17 protein-coding genes are annotated in these 13858 nt (G+C 73.3%); 7 read left to right on the top strand and 10 right to left on the bottom strand.

Annotated features, from left to right (window positions below):
* Positions 1 to 98: 98 nt before the first annotated feature.
* The 6 genes from ACIPK4_RS27385 to ACIPK4_RS27360 all read right to left on the bottom strand — a co-directional run bounded on the left by ACIPK4_RS27385 (position 99) and on the right by ACIPK4_RS27360 (position 4697).
* Positions 99 to 851, bottom strand: coding sequence for an urease accessory protein UreD (locus tag ACIPK4_RS27385; protein WP_402317448.1), 753 nt, complete (start codon positions 849 to 851; stop codon positions 99 to 101).
* Between the two features lie 47 nt (positions 852 to 898).
* Positions 899 to 1585, bottom strand: coding sequence for an urease accessory protein UreG (gene ureG / locus ACIPK4_RS27380; protein WP_054225077.1), 687 nt, complete (start codon positions 1583 to 1585; stop codon positions 899 to 901).
* 66 nt (positions 1586 to 1651) lie between these two features.
* Complete coding sequence (locus tag ACIPK4_RS27375; protein ID WP_402317054.1) at positions 1652 to 2326, bottom strand: urease accessory protein UreF; 675 nt, start codon at positions 2324 to 2326, stop codon at positions 1652 to 1654.
* A gap of 28 nt (positions 2327 to 2354) precedes the next feature.
* Positions 2355 to 4076, bottom strand: coding sequence for an urease subunit alpha (locus tag ACIPK4_RS27370; RefSeq protein WP_376193971.1), 1722 nt, complete (start codon positions 4074 to 4076; stop codon positions 2355 to 2357).
* On the bottom strand, positions 4069 to 4380 hold the full coding sequence (locus tag ACIPK4_RS27365; protein ID WP_385185930.1) for an urease subunit beta: 312 nt from the start codon (positions 4378 to 4380) through the stop codon (positions 4069 to 4071). The genes ACIPK4_RS27370 and ACIPK4_RS27365 overlap by 8 nt, the downstream gene beginning before the upstream one ends.
* A 14-nt stretch (positions 4381 to 4394) precedes the next feature.
* Positions 4395 to 4697 (bottom strand): urease subunit gamma, encoded by a 303-nt coding sequence (locus ACIPK4_RS27360; protein ID WP_376193973.1) that lies wholly within the window; start codon positions 4695 to 4697, stop codon positions 4395 to 4397.
* A 289-nt stretch (positions 4698 to 4986) separates the two neighbouring features.
* Here ACIPK4_RS27360 and ACIPK4_RS27355 point away from each other — a divergent pair, with 289 nt between their 5' ends.
* Positions 4987 to 5376, top strand: a complete 390-nt coding sequence (locus ACIPK4_RS27355) for a VOC family protein (protein ID WP_402317048.1) — start codon at positions 4987 to 4989, stop codon at positions 5374 to 5376.
* Positions 5377 to 5399: 23 nt separating this feature from the next.
* On the opposite strand, the gene ACIPK4_RS27350 is transcribed toward ACIPK4_RS27355, so the two are convergent.
* Positions 5400 to 5849, bottom strand: a complete 450-nt coding sequence (locus ACIPK4_RS27350) for an ATP-binding protein (RefSeq protein WP_402317046.1) — start codon at positions 5847 to 5849, stop codon at positions 5400 to 5402.
* Positions 5850 to 6047: 198 nt separating this feature from the next.
* Between ACIPK4_RS27350 and ACIPK4_RS27345 the strand changes: the two genes are divergently transcribed.
* Both ACIPK4_RS27345 and ACIPK4_RS27340 read left to right on the top strand, forming a co-directional pair.
* Positions 6048 to 6932 carry a helix-turn-helix domain-containing protein gene (locus tag ACIPK4_RS27345; protein WP_402317043.1) on the top strand — a complete coding sequence of 295 codons (885 nt, stop codon included), beginning with the start codon at positions 6048 to 6050 and terminating at the stop codon, positions 6930 to 6932.
* A 12-nt stretch (positions 6933 to 6944) separates the two neighbouring features.
* Positions 6945 to 7166 (top strand): DUF397 domain-containing protein, encoded by a 222-nt coding sequence (locus tag ACIPK4_RS27340; RefSeq protein ID WP_402317041.1) that lies wholly within the window; start codon positions 6945 to 6947, stop codon positions 7164 to 7166.
* A 4-nt stretch (positions 7167 to 7170) separates the two neighbouring features.
* Here ACIPK4_RS27340 and ACIPK4_RS27335 read toward each other — a convergent pair whose 3' ends face one another.
* On the bottom strand, positions 7171 to 8343 hold the full coding sequence (locus ACIPK4_RS27335) for an 8-amino-7-oxononanoate synthase (RefSeq protein WP_402317039.1): 1173 nt from the start codon (positions 8341 to 8343) through the stop codon (positions 7171 to 7173).
* Positions 8344 to 8499: 156 nt separating this feature from the next.
* Here ACIPK4_RS27335 and bioB point away from each other — a divergent pair, with 156 nt between their 5' ends.
* From bioB to bioD, 3 genes are read left to right on the top strand one after another with little or no spacing between them, the layout of a single operon-like run.
* Positions 8500 to 9732: a biotin synthase BioB gene (gene bioB, locus ACIPK4_RS27330; RefSeq protein ID WP_402317036.1), complete on the top strand. Its 1233-nt coding sequence runs from the start codon at positions 8500 to 8502 to the stop codon at positions 9730 to 9732.
* The gene (locus tag ACIPK4_RS27325) at positions 9725 to 11038 is read left to right on the top strand and encodes an adenosylmethionine--8-amino-7-oxononanoate transaminase (RefSeq protein WP_402317033.1); all 1314 of its coding nucleotides are present in this window, start codon (positions 9725 to 9727) and stop codon (positions 11036 to 11038) included. The genes bioB and ACIPK4_RS27325 overlap by 8 nt, the downstream gene beginning before the upstream one ends.
* A gap of 1 nt (position 11039) precedes the next feature.
* Positions 11040 to 11759 carry a dethiobiotin synthase gene (gene bioD / locus ACIPK4_RS27320; RefSeq protein WP_402317030.1) on the top strand — a complete coding sequence of 240 codons (720 nt, stop codon included), beginning with the start codon at positions 11040 to 11042 and terminating at the stop codon, positions 11757 to 11759.
* A 70-nt stretch (positions 11760 to 11829) separates the two neighbouring features.
* Here bioD and ACIPK4_RS27315 read toward each other — a convergent pair whose 3' ends face one another.
* Positions 11830 to 12447, bottom strand: a complete 618-nt coding sequence (locus ACIPK4_RS27315; RefSeq protein WP_402317028.1) for a hypothetical protein — start codon at positions 12445 to 12447, stop codon at positions 11830 to 11832.
* A gap of 245 nt (positions 12448 to 12692) precedes the next feature.
* Here ACIPK4_RS27315 and ACIPK4_RS27310 point away from each other — a divergent pair, with 245 nt between their 5' ends.
* Entirely contained in the window at positions 12693 to 13358 is a 666-nt protein-coding gene (locus ACIPK4_RS27310) for a class I SAM-dependent methyltransferase (protein WP_402317025.1), read from the top strand.
* Positions 13359 to 13361: 3 nt separating this feature from the next.
* Here the strand turns inward: ACIPK4_RS27310 and ACIPK4_RS27305 are convergent, their stop codons facing one another.
* Positions 13362 to 13787, bottom strand: coding sequence for a GNAT family N-acetyltransferase (locus ACIPK4_RS27305; RefSeq protein ID WP_402317022.1), 426 nt, complete (start codon positions 13785 to 13787; stop codon positions 13362 to 13364).
* Between the last annotated feature and the right edge of the window lie 71 nt (positions 13788 to 13858).

Below are 13858 nucleotides of genomic sequence, written 5' to 3'. Positions count from 1 at the left end.
CCTGACAACAGAGCAAGGTCACGTTCTTTGCCAACCCGATAACCGGAAAGGCGTGTACCGCTCAGCGGTGTCTGATTCGTCCCAGGTTCGCTCAGCGATTACCAGCCGTACGTTCGACACGCCACGTCGAGTACCTCGCGCAGCCGCAGCGCATCGGGAGCCAGAGCCGTCACGAGGACGGCGGGGCCCGCCAGCGGAGTGACGGCCGCGAACTCCCCGAGCACCGCGGGAGCCGGCGCCGACACCGCGAACGCCGGGTCGACGACCAGGAGCTGACCGAGCGCCCGGTGGCCGGCCAGCCCCGCCGGACCGTCCCAGCCCCCCGGTGCGCCCGGACCGCAGGCCAGCTCCTGATCGAGCAGCACCCGGCCGCCCAGGGTCACGCTGAGCCTGCTCCGCAGCAGGCCCGGCTCCTCCCCCGTACGGCCCAGCACCTGCTCCTCGCGCAGCAGCAGCCGGGCCGTGGGGGCGAGTTCGGCCCGGGTGCGCACCCGCAGGTGGCTGCCGCGCACGGAGACCAGGGGCTCCGGCAGCCACCGAACGGCCGCGTCCTCGGCCAGGGTCAGCCGTACGTCGTAGCGCGCGGGCTCACCACCGCGGCCGGGCAGCGCCAGGGTGGCGGCCGCCGAGGCCAGGGCGAGGCGGGCGCCCGGGCCGGCGGCGGCCTCCACCGCGAGGTGGTCCCCGCCGAGCGGGGCGGTCATCGCGCCGACCAGCATCACGCCCGCTTCGGCTCCCGCGCCCCGGGTGCGGCGCAGCGCGAGCGGCCCGTCACCGGACAGCAGCGGCAGGGCGGTGCCGCCACGGCCGTCGGCGACCGCGGAGATCCGGGCGGTGGCCCGTACGCCCATCGGGCTCGCAAGCGGACGCGGCGGGGCGGCCGGGGGCGCGACGGTGCTCACCGGGCGGCCCAGGCGGCGATCCGCCCGCGCACCCACGCGGCCACCGGAGCCACGCCCTCCGCGCCGCGCAGCGACTGGAAGGCGACGGGGAGTTCACCGCGCTGCTCGGCGGCGTCGCGGGCCATCCGGTCCAGGTCGGAGCCCACGTAGGGGGCGAGGTCCGTCTTGTTGACGACGAGCAGGTCGGCGGTGGTCACGCCGGGGCCGCCCTTGCGCGGGATGTCGTCACCGCCGGCCACGTCGATGACGAAGATCTGGGCGTCGACGAGGCCGCGGGAGAAGGTGGCGGTGAGGTTGTCGCCGCCGGACTCGACGAGGATCAGGTCGAGCGGCCCGACCGTCTCCTCCAGCTCCTCCACCGCCTCCAGGTTGGCGGAGATGTCGTCGCGGATGGCAGTGTGCGGGCAGGCCCCGGTCTCCACCGCGCTGATCCGCTCGGGCGGCAGGACGGCCTCGCGGAGCAGGAACTCGGCGTCCTCCCGGGTGTAGATGTCGTTGGTGACGACGGCCATGGACAGCTCGGAGCGCAGGGCGCGGCAGAGCGCGGCGACGGTGGCCGTCTTGCCCGAGCCGACGGGTCCGCCGAGTCCGATGCGCAGGGCGCGGCGCGAGCCGTCCGCCCGTACGGGCTCGGCGCTGTGGGTGTGGCGCTGGGGGTAGGTCACGCCGTGGTCGAGGTGCATGGGGATCTCCAGGAGGTCTTGGAGGTGGTCGGGGGGTGGGGAGAGCGCGCGGCGGGCGGCGGGCGGTCAGGAGGCGAACAGCCGGACCGGCCAGGCCGCATGGGCTTCCGCGGCGATCTCCAGGAGCGGCGAGGACGCCGCGGGCAGCGCGTCCGGGCCCTCCCGCAGGGCCAGGTCCGCGGCCCGCGCGGCCCGTCCGGAGACGGCGTCGAGCTCGGGGGCGAGGCGGGCCAGCACCCCGCTCGCCTCGAAGGGGTCGAGGCCGAGCAGCCGCACCGTCGCGGTCGCCGGCCCGCTGACGCTCTCGTACGCCGCCACGTGCGCGGCTTCCGCCGGCCCGAGTCCGGCCGCCCGGGCGGTGAGCCCGAGCACCACCGGCTGGTGCGCACCGCGCGGGAAGGCCACGGCGAGCGCGTCGAGTTCGGCGGAGGGCCACGTGGCCCGGGCGGCCCGCAGCAGCTGCCGGCCCAGCCGCCGCGCCGCGGTGCGCAGGGCGGGCGACGGGGTACGGGCGTCGGCGGCGGTGTCGAGCACCGCCGGGTCGAGCCCGCTCGCCGCGGCCGCGGCGAGCGAGGCGGCGACGAGCCCGGCCGTGTGGAGCCGGCCGCGGCAGAACTCCTCCAGGGTGGCGGCGTCGTGGATCCGGCCGGCCTTGCAGGCGGCTTCGGCCCCGCCGGAGTGTGCGTGCCCGCCGGCGGGGAAACGGCCGTCGGCAAGCACGAGCAGCGCGGCGAGGCTCATCGGGTCGCGCCCATCGGAACCATCCCTTTCAGAACAGGAAGTATCGCTGGGCCATGGGCAGTTCCACGGCGGGTGCCGGTTCCACGACCTCGCCGTCGATGGTGACGGTGAAGGTGTCGGCGTCGACCTCGACCCTCGGCATGGCCTCGTTGTTGCGCATGTCCGCCTTGCCGACCTTGCGGGTGCTCTCGATGGCCACGAACTGCTTTCCGAGACCGAGCCGTTCGGGCAGCGCGTCGTCGAGGGCGGCCTGCGCGGTGAAGTTGACCGAGTTCAGCCCGGGGGCCCGGCCGTGGCTGGCGAACATCGGGCGGGGCAGCACCGGCTGCGGGGTGGGGATGGAGGCGTTGGCGTCACCCATCTGCGCGTACGCGATCTGGCCGCCCTTGATGACCACTTCGGGCTTGACCCCGAAGAACGCGGGCGTCCACAGCACCAGGTCGGCGAGCTTGCCGGTCTCCACCGAGCCGATCTCGCGGGCGAGGCCCTGCGCCACGGCGGGGTTGATCGTGTACTTGGCGACGTAGCGGCGGGCGCGGTGGTTGTCGGCGGGTCCGTCACCGGGCAGGAAGCCGCGCCGCCTCTTCATGACGTGGGCGGTCTGCCAGGTGCGCATCACGACCTCGCCGACGCGGCCCATGGCCTGGGCGTCGGAGGAGATGATGGAGATGGCGCCCATGTCGTGCAGGACGTCCTCGGCGGCGATCGTCGAGGGCCGGATCCGGGACTCCGCGAAGGCCAGGTCCTCGGGGACCGCCGGGTTGAGGTGGTGGCAGACCATCAGCATGTCGAGGTGTTCCTCGATGGTGTTGACGGTGTGCGGCCGGGTCGGGTTGGTGGAGCTGGGCAGGATGTTGGACTCGGAGACCACGGTGATGATGTCGGGTGCGTGCCCGCCGCCCGCGCCCTCGGTGTGGTACGAGTGGATGGTCCGCCCGGCGATGGCGGCGAGGGTGTCGCCGACGAATCCGGCCTCGTTGAGCGTGTCGGTGTGGATGGCGACCTGCGCGCCGGTCTCGTCGCAGACGCTCAGGCAGGCGTCGATGACGGCGGGGGTGGCCCCCCAGTCTTCGTGGATCTTGAAGCCGAGGGCGCCGCCGCGCAGCTGGGAGTACATGGCCTCGCGGGACATGGTGTTGCCCTTGCCCAGCAGGCCGATGTTGACCGGGTAGGACTCCAGGGCCGCGAACATCCGGGCGAGGTGCCAGGGTCCGGGGGTGACCGTCGTGGCCTTGCTGCCCTCGGCGGGCCCGGTTCCGCCGCCGACGAGGGTGGTGATGCCGGAGGCCAGCGCCTCGTCGATGACGGTCGGCGAGATGAAGTGCACGTGGGTGTCGATGGCGCCCGCGGTGACGATCTTCCCGTTGCCCGCGATGATCTCGGTCTCGGGGCCGATCACGAGTGCCCGGTCCACCCCGTCCATGGTGTCGGGGTTTCCGGCCTTGCCGATGCCGCAGATGCGGCCGTCGCGGATGCCGACGTCGGCCTTGACGATGCCCCAGTGGTCGATGACGACGACACCGGTGATCACGGTGTCGGGAGCGCCCTCGGCCCGGGTGGTGCGCGCCTGGCCCATGGACTCGCGGATCACCTTGCCGCCGCCGAACACGGCCTCGTCACCGGAGCGTCCGGGGCCGCCGCTGAGGTCCTGCTCGATCTCGACGAAGAGATCGGTGTCGGCGAGCCGGATGCGGTCGCCCGCGGTGGGTCCGAAGAGGTCGGCGTACGCGCGGCGGTCGAGCTCAGCCATCGAGCGGCCCCCCGGTCTCCCCGCGCAGTCCGGGTACGGTGCGCAGCCCGGCGAGCGGTACGAGTTCCACGGCGACCGGGATGCCCGGCTCGAAGCGCACGGCGGTGCCGGCGGCGATGTTGAGCCGCAGCCCGCGGGCCGCACGGCGGTCGAAGTCGAGGCCGGGGTTGGCCTCGGCGAAGTGGTAGTGGGAGCCGACCTGGACGGGGCGGTCGACGGCGTTGAGTACGGTCAGGCGGGTGACGGGCCGGCCCTCGTTGAGGCGCACCGGGCCGTCCCCGTGGACGATTTCACCAGGGATCATGCGGTTCCTCCCCCTCAGACGATCGGGTCGTGGACGGTGACGAGCTTGGTGCCGTCCGGGAAGGTCGCCTCGACCTGGACGTCGTGGATCATCTCGGGGATCCCCTCCATCACCTCTGCGCGCGTGAGCACGGTGCGGCCGGAGGCCATGAGCTCGGCCACGGTCCGCCCGTCGCGGGCGCCTTCGAGGATGTGCGACGTGATCAGGGCGACCGCCTCGGGGTGGTTGAGGAGGACCCCGCGCGCCCTGCGCTTCTCGGCCACGTCGGCGGCCACGTGGATGAGCAGTCGTTCCCGCTCGTGGGGTGTCAGTTGCACTCGTATCACCAAGTTTCCGGGACAAGATCGGCATCGCGCCGGGCCGACCCTAACGGCCTTCAACACTTTGTTGACCTGCGCGTATCCGAGCCAAGCGTGTCTTGCCCAACGAAGGGAAAGGCTTTCCGTCCCTCGCACCACCGCTTTGCCGACAGATGGGTGATCATTGACGGAAGACGGGGGGCATCACGGTAAGGCCCGTGTTTTTCCGCCGCGTTAACCCACGTTTCGTGCAGGCGTCCGGTTCAACCCGCGGCCGGCGCCGCAGGATCCGTCACCGAGGAGACGCATGTTTCTCAACCCGGTCCGGCACATCACCTTCCACGCCCTCGATCCGTACAAGGTCGCCACGTTCTGGTCCGCCGTCACCGGCTTCCCGATCCACCCGGACGACGTCGAGGGCGATGAGGAGATCCTCCTGGACCCGGGGCAGCCGGGGGTCCCCGGACTGCTGTTCATCCAGGTGCAGGACCCCAAGTCCGCGAAGAGCCGGGTCCACCTGGACATCCAGCCGCCCACCGGCACCCGGGACGAGACCGTCGAGCGGCTGATCGGGCTCGGGGCGAAGCTGCTGGACGACCGGCGCCGGGCGGACGGCTCCGGCTGGGCCGTGCTCGCCGACCCCGAGGGCAACGAGCTGTGCATAGAGCGGAGCGCCACGGAGCGCGGGCAGGGCTGAAGGAAGGAACCCGCCGGTCCGGCTCAGCAGCCGGTGACGCTCTTCGCCGGGGCTCCGACGGGCCAGGGAAGGGCGATCCAGACGGTCTTGCCGCCGTCCTCGGTGGGGCTGACCGAGAGCCGGCCGCCCGCCTCCGCGGTGAGCCAGCGGATGATGACCATCCCCCGGCCGTTGTCCTGCTGGACGGCGGCCGGCAGGCGCCGGGGCCAGCGCGGGTGGCTGTCGGTGACCCCGATGCGCAGCCACTCGCCGCGCTCCAGACGGATGTCGACGGTGAAGGTGGGGGACTGTCCGAACGTGTGCTGCACGGCGTTGGTGGCGAGCTCCGAGACGATCAGCCGGACGCTGTCCGCGGTGTCGGCCTCGTCGGGCAGTCCCCATTCACCGAGCACCTCCGCGACGTAGCGGCGGGCGGTGGCGACCGAGGCCGGATCGCTCGGCAGAGTGACGGATGCTTCCTGGTGGTCTGCCATGACGACGGTCCCTTTCCCACCGGGGCGGAACCGCCCCGGATCTGTGCTGGACGCCAGAGTGCCACCCATCCTCCCGCCGGTGCTGCCGTTCCCCCAAGATATGCATATATCTGTCGCTCAATGCGGTGAACTCTGCTACGGAAGAGCGTATTTGGACGGCAGACTGGTGCGAGCTGTGCCGGTGGAATGGAGGCGGGTATGCAGCACGGTCCCGCGGTGCGTCGGCGCAAGCTCGGCGAGGAACTGCGCGCGCTGCGCGACCGGACCGGCCTCACCAGTGGTGAGGCCGCCCGGATCGCGGGATGGCACCAGTCGAAAATCAGCCGCATCGAGACGGGCCGCAGTGGCGTGAAACCGGAGGACATCCGCCTCCTGCTGGACGTGTACGCAAAGGTCGTCAGCCCCGAGCAACGGGCGCTGCTGGAAGCCCTGTCGGCTTCGGCGGCCGGACCGGGGCCGGGCGGCGAGGCGGGGCGCGGCCGCCAGTGGTGGCACGACTACCGGGGTCTGCTGCCCCAGGAGTACCGGGACTTCATCAGCCTGGAGGCGGGCGCCCGCTCGGCCCGGACGGTCGAGCTCTCCGTGGTGCCCGGCCTGCTGCAGACCCCGGAATACGCGCGGGCGGTGACCCGGGCCGCACTGGGCGGGCTGCCGGAGCCGAAGGTCGACGCGCTGGTCGACGTACGGCTGGCCCGGCAGTCGGTGCTGCGGGCCGACCCCCCGCTGGAGCTGAGCGCCGTACTGGACGAGGCGGTGCTGCGGCGGCAGATCGGCGGGCCCGGGGTGATGGCGGCGCAATTGCGGCATCTGGTGCAGGTGTCCCGGTTGTCACAAGTGCGGCTGCAGGTGCTGCCGTTCAGCGTGGGGGGTCATCTCGGCCTGACCGGACCATTCGTCATCTTCTCATTTCCGAACATCGCCGATCTGGATGTGGTGGTACTCGACCATTTGACGAGTAGCCTCTATCTGGAGCGGAAGGAAGACCTCGAGGCGTACAGCGCCGCATTCCGCACCATCCAGGCGCACGCCCTCCCGCCCCAGGACTCGTCGGATCTCATCAGCTCACTCGCTGACGACGCGTAAGGAGGCACCCCCGTGTCCGCAACCCCCCTCTACACCAGCGGACTTCTGATCAGCGCGCGGTGGCGGCGGAGCAGCCGCAGTACCGGAATGAACAATTGCGTGGAAACGGCCGTCCTCGCCGGCGGCCTGCTGGCCGTCCGCGACTCCAAGCGGGCGGACGGCCCGGCCGTGCTCTTCACCGGGCCGGCCTGGCACGGCTTCCTCGCATCCGTACGGGCGGACGTGCTCGCGTGACGCCCTAGCGGTCCGTGGCTCCGGCCGGGGCGGTCCCCAGGATCGTCTCGACGGCCCGGTCGATCTCGTCCCCCGTGAGATCGGCCCGCGCGGTCAGCCGCAGCCGGGAGATGCCGTCCGGCACCGACGGCGGACGGAAGCAGCCCACGGACAGACCTGCCTCGCGGCAGTCGGCGGCCCAGCGCAGTGCCGCCGAAGCCGACGGGGCCCGTACCGACACCACGGCCGCGTCCGGCCGGGCCGCGGTCAGGCCGGACGCGGTGAGCCGCCCGTACAGCCGGTCCGCCACCTCGCGGGCCCGCTCCGCGCGCTCCGGTTCCCGCCGCAGCAGGCGCAGGCCCGCCAGCGCCGCGCCGGCGGCGGCCGGTGCCAGCCCGGTGTCGAAGATGAAGGTCCGGGCCGTGTTGACCAGGTGCCGGATCACCTTGGCCGGGCCGAGCACGGCCCCGCCCTGGCTGCCCAGGGACTTGGAGAGCGTGAGGGTGGCGACCACCCCGGGCGCACCCGCGAGCCCGGCGGCGTGCAGCGCTCCCCGGCCGCCCTCCCCCAGGACGCCCAGCCCGTGGGCGTCGTCCACGACCAGGGCGGCGCCCGCCTCCCGGCAGGCGGCCGCGTACGCGGCGAGCGGGGCGGCGTCCCCGTCCACCGAGAACACCGAGTCGCTGACCAGCAGCGCCCTGCCCTCGTGCGTGGCGAGCGCCTTGCGCGCGGCCTGCGGATCGGAGTGCGGGATGACCTCGATCCCGGCGCGGGAGAGCCGGCAGCCGTCGACGATCGAGGCGTGGTTGCCGGCGTCGGAGACGACGAGGGTGCCCCGGTCGCTGAGCGCGGTGACGGCCGCCAGGTTGGCCGCGTACCCGGAGGACAGGACGAGCGCGGCCTCGAATCCGCAGAAGGCCGCCAGCTCCCGCTCGAGCTCCGCATGAAGCTCGGTCGTACCGGTCACCAGCCGGGATCCAGTGGCCCCGGCCCCCCACCGCTCGGCGGCCTCGCGTGCGCCGCGTACCGTCTCGGGGTGCCGGGAGAGCCCGAGGTAGTCGTTGCTCGCCAGGTCCAGCAGCGGCGAGGAGGCCGGGCGGGGGCGCAGCGTCCGGACGAGTCCGGCCTGCTCACGGGCCCGCTCCGCGTCGTCGATCCAGGCGAACACGTCATCGGGCTCGGGGCTGTACAGACTCATCGGCACGTCCTCGTGATTTGTCGGCTGTCCACAGACGTGCCTGACCCTAACGGCCGCCACTTGAGTCCCAGGTGTGGCGATACACACACTCCGTTCCGGCCATGTTGTGCGATCTCTCCTTGGCCGGGAGTGCTCGTGTGGTCCAGGATCGGCGTCATGGACCTGCTGAACACCCTGGTGGACAAGGGGCTGCGGCGCGAGCTGCCGACCCGCGAAGAGGCGCTCGCCGTACTGGCGACCTCTGACGATGAACTGCTCGACGTGGTGGCCGCGGCCGGCAAGGTGCGCCGCCAGTGGTTCGGGCGCCGGGTCAAGCTGAACTACCTGGTCAACCTGAAGTCCGGGCTGTGCCCCGAGGACTGCTCCTACTGCTCCCAGCGTCTGGGGTCGAAGGCGGAGATCCTCAAGTACACGTGGCTCAAACCGGACGAGGCCTCCCAGGCCGCGGCGGCCGGTGTCGCGGGCGGCGCGAAGCGCGTGTGCCTGGTGGCGAGCGGGCGCGGCCCGACGGACCGCGACGTGGAGCGGGTCGGCAAGACGATCGAGGCGATCAAGGAGCAGAACGAGGGCATCGAGGTGTGCGCGTGCCTCGGTCTGCTCTCGGACGGCCAGGCGGAGCGTCTGAAGGACGCGGGTGCCGACGCCTACAACCACAACCTGAACACGTCCGAGGCCACGTACGGCCAGATCACCAAGACCCACACCTACGCGGACCGGGTCGACACGGTGCAGAAGGCGCACGCGGCGGGCCTGTCCGCCTGCTCCGGACTCATCGCGGGCATGGGCGAGAGCGACGAGGACCTGGTCGACGTCGTCTACTCGCTGCGCGAGCTGGACTCGGACTCGGTGCCGGTCAACTTCCTGATCCCCTTCGAGGGCACCCCGCTGGCCAAGGAGTGGAACCTCACCCCGCAGCGCTGCCTGCGGATCCTCGCGATGGTCCGGTTCGTCTGCCCCGACGTGGAGGTCCGGATCGCCGGCGGCCGCGAGGTGCACCTGCGCTCGATGCAGCCGCTCGCGCTGAACATCGCCAACTCCATCTTCCTCGGCGATTACCTCACCAGTGAGGGCCAGGCGGGCCAGGCCGACCTCGACATGATCGCGGACGCCGGCTTCGAGGTGGAGGGCGCCGGTACGACGACCCTCCCGGCGCACCGCGCCGACGCGGCCGCCGCGGCCCACGGGCCGTGCGGGTCCTCGGCGGCGCAGGCGGGCTGCGGCTCGGCGTGCGGCGGCTGCTCGGGCCACGAGCACGAGGCCGTCCCCGCGCCGACCGCGGCTCCCGAGCCGGCCGCGGCACCGGCCCAGGCTCCGGCGGGCGAGGTCCGCCCGGACCTGGTGGCCGTCCGTCGTCGGGGCGCGGGAACGGACCTCGCGCCCAATGCCTGATCAGCACCACACGCTGCCGGCCGCGGAACTGCTCGCGCTGGACCGGCAGCACGTCTGGCACCCCTACGGCCCGATGCCCGGGCGGCAGGATCCGCTGGTCGTCTCCTCCGCCTCGGGCGTCCGGCTGCGGCTGGCCGAGCCCTCCCAGGGGCGGGACGAGCTGGTCGACGGCATGTCCTCCTGGTGGTCGGCGATCCACGGGTACAACCACCCGGTGCTGAACGAGGCCGTGACCGAGCAACTCGGTCGGATGTCCCATGTGATGTTCGGCGGGCTCACCCACGAGCCCGCCGTCCGCCTGGCCACCCGGCTGGTCGAGATCACCCCGCCGGGCCTGGAGCACGTCTTCCTCGCCGACTCGGGGTCGGTCTCGGTCGAGGTCGCGGTGAAGATGTGCCTCCAGTACTGGCGCTCCATCGGCCGCTCCGGCAAGACCAGGCTGATGACCTGGCGCGGCGGCTACCACGGGGACACCTGGACGCCGATGGGCGTCTGCGACCCCGTGGGCGGCATGCACGACCTCTGGTCGGGGATCCTCCCCCGCCAGCTCTTCGCCGACGCCCCGCCCGGCGGCTTCGACGCACCCGTGGACCCCGCGTACGTCGACCACCTGCGCTCCCTGATCTCCGCGCACGCGGACGAGCTGGCCGCGGTGATCGTGGAACCCGTGGTCCAGGGCGCGGGCGGCATGCGCTTCCACAACCCCGGCTACCTGCGGGTGCTGCGCGACCTGTGCGACGAGTACGACGTCCTGCTCATCCTCGACGAGATCGCGACGGGCTTCGGCCGCACCGGCGCGCTGTTCGCGGCGGACCATGCGGGGATGACCCCGGACGTGATGTGCCTCGGCAAGTCACTGACCGGCGGCTACCTCACGCTGGCGGCGACGCTGTGCACGGAGCGGGTGGCGGCCGGGATCTCCCGGGGCGCCGTCCCGGTCCTCGCGCACGGCCCGACGTTCATGGGCAACCCGCTCGCCACGGCCGTGGCGCTGGCCTCGATCGACCTGCTCCTCGGCCAGGACTGGCAGCGTGAGGTCAAGCGGATCGAGGCGGGGCTGCTGGAGGGCCTGGCCCCGGCACGGGACCTGCCGGGTGTCCGGGATGTACGCGTCCTGGGCGCGATCGGCGTGGTGCAGCTGACCCACGAGGTCGACGTGGCCGCTGCCACCCGGGCGGCGGTCCGGGAGGGCGTGTGGGTGCGCCCGTTCCGGGACCTGGTCTACGTGATGCCGCCGTTCGTGACGGGCGACGCCGACGTGGCCCGCATCTGCCGCGCGGTGTGCGCGGCGGCGGAGGTGGGCTGACATGACGGTGCTCATGGTCTCGGGCACGGGCACGGAGATCGGCAAGACGGTGGTCACGTCGGCGATCGCGGCCGCCGCGGTCGCGTCGGGCCGTTCGGTGGCGGTCCTCAAGCCGGCCCAGACGGGCATGGAACCCGGCGCCCCGGGTGACGCCGCGGAGGCGGTCCGGCTGGCCGGACCGGCGGTCACGGCGGCGGAACTGGCCCGCTATCCGGAGCCTTTGGCGCCGGACACGGCGGCCCGACGGGCGGGCCTGCCCACGGTCTCGCCGGAAGCCGTCGCGGAGGCTGCGGACCGGCTCGCCCGCTCCCACGACCTGGTCCTGGTGGAGGGCGCGGGAGGCCTGCTGGTCCGCTTCGACGAAGCCGGCCACACCCTCGCGGACGCGGCGCGCCTGCTCGGCGCCCCCGTCCTGGTGGTGGCCCCGGCGGCGCTCGGCACCCTCAACTCAACGACCCTGACGGCCGAGGCCCTCCGGGCGCGGGGGCTGGATTCCCCGGGCGTGGTCATCGGCAGCTGGCCGGCGGAGCCGGACCTGGCCTGCCGCTGCAACCTGGCGGACCTCCCGTCGTCCTCGGGGCTCCCGCTGCTGGGCGCGGTCCCGGAGGGCTCGGGGTCCCTCTCCCCGGAGGCCTTCCGCACGGCGGCCCCCGGCTGGCTGTCCCCCGCCCTCGCGGGCACCTGGTCCCCGGAGTCGTTCCTGACGACCTGGCGGCCCTGATCCGGACCCGGAACGCATCCGGCCCGGCGGCGCCTCACGGCCCGCCGGGCCGTCGGCGTCCCGGCGTGTTTCAGTGCCCGCCCCGGGGCTCGTGGCAGCCGCTCTCCATATAGGCCCCGTGGGCCTCCACCTGCACCGGCACACTCACGCGGCCCGTCACGCACGGTCCGCTCTCCGGAACCCTCAGGACGAACGAGAGGTTCCCCGGGCCGGAGCCGGACACGTCCCCGCTCTCCGGCCTGTATCCCATCCCGCTCAGGAGCCGGCTGAGCTCCTGCACCGTACCGGGTGCGCCCTTCCCGTCGGCGCCGCCCAGCGCCGCCCTGATCCGCGCGGCGTGCGCGTCTCCGCGGCAGCGGTCCTGGGGGCTGAGCGGGAACTGGCTCTTGTACCCGTGGTTCTCCGCGTACTTGCGCGCCTCCGGGTCCGTGGGCAGGTCGCCCGGCGGGGCCGACGGGACGGCGGTGGCCTTGTCCGCGCACACCCTGGCCACCTCGGGGAACAGCGCGTCGTGGCGGGCCACCGCGGCCGCCTGCTGAGCGGCGTGGTCCGGGGTCTGTGCGGAGGCCGGGGCGGGGGACGGGTCCCCGGCCCCGCCGCTCCCGTAGACCTTGGTGCCGCAGCCGGTCAGTACGAGCACTCCTGCGGCGAGCAGCACGGCGCCGGCGGTGGTGGTACGGAAGGTCACTGGGTCTCCGCTTCCTGGGGTGGGCCCCGGCGGGCGGGGCGGCTCCGGTTCCTGTGATCACCCGATTGTCGCCACCGCACGGCTCCGGACTCCTGAGTACGCGTACTCAACCGGCCGACGCACGGGGGCCGGCCGGAGGGCGGACGGGCGGACGGACCGGCGGACGGGCGGTTGCGGGCCGCCGGGAGGGGAAACAGCCCGGCAGGACGAACGCGCCCGCCGCCACCCCGCCCCGGAGGTTCGCCATGCCCGCCTCACCTCGCGACCCGGACTCCGTCGACCACCCGCTCTTCGCCCGGTTCTACGCCCGGTTCAGCACCACGGCCGAGACCCGCGGCGGTATCGGCCCGCTGCGCCGCGAGCTGCTGCACGGCGTGTCCGGCCGGGTCATCGAGATCGGCGCCGGCAACGGCCTCAACTTCGCGCACTACCCGCGCGCCGTCTCCGAGGTCGTGGCCGTGGAACCGGAGCGGCGCCTGCGCCGGCTCGCCGCCGACGCCGCCCTGCGCGCCGAGGTCCCGGTCGACGTGGTGCCGGGTGTCGCCGAGGCTCTCCCGGTCAAGAGCGAGGCGTTCGACGCCGCGGTCGCCTCGCTGGTGCTGTGCACCGTACGGGACCTGCCCCGCGTGCTCGCCGAGCTCCACCGGGTGCTCCGCCCCGACGCCGAGCTCCGCTTCTTCGAGCACGGCCGCGCACCCGCCGCCGGCATGGCCGCCGTCCAGCGCGCCCTGGACCGGAGCGTGTGGCCGCGCCTGTTCGGTGGGTGCCACACCTCCCGGGACCCGGCCGCGGCGATCGGGGCCGCCGGATTCAGGTCGCTCTCGTACCGCAGCTTCCGGCTCCCCGAGCGCGGGCCGGCGCTGCCGAGCTCGTACTGCGTGATCGGGTCGGCCCGCCGCGGGCCCGGGTAGGACTCAGAGGCCGAGGGGCTTGACCCAGCGCGTCCAGTGGTCCTCGGGGTGGTACCCCGCCGCATCCCACGCCCCGTGCGCCTGCTGGTTGCGATCGAGCACCATCGCGTCGGCGCGCCGTCCGCCGAGTTCGAGGAAACGTTCCTCCGCGGCGGCCAGCAGAGCCGACCCGATGCCCCGGCGCCGGTGCGCCGGGTGCACCGCGAGGCGGTACAGGTGGCAGCGCCAGCCGTCGAAGCCGGCGATCACGGTGCCGACGAGCTCGCCGCCCTGCCGGGCGAGCAGCAGGGCGTGCGGATCGCGGGCGTGGAGCTGCTCGACGCCGGCGAGGTCGTCGCTGATACTCGTTCCCTCGGCGGCGGTCTTCCAGAAGTCGAGCACTGCGGCGAGGTCGGCGGCCGACGCGGGACCGATACGAAGATCACTCATGTCCGGATCCCACCATCCGGGTGCGCTCCGCCAAAAGTATGATCCCTCCCCTTTGCCTTTCCTTTACCATG

The organism is Streptomyces sp. NPDC086989, assembly GCF_044745505.1.
In the GTDB taxonomy this organism is placed as follows: domain Bacteria; phylum Actinomycetota; class Actinomycetes; order Streptomycetales; family Streptomycetaceae; genus Streptomyces.
The sequence above is the reverse complement of the archived record's forward strand: the minus strand, read 5'-3'. Positions and strand labels throughout refer to the sequence as shown.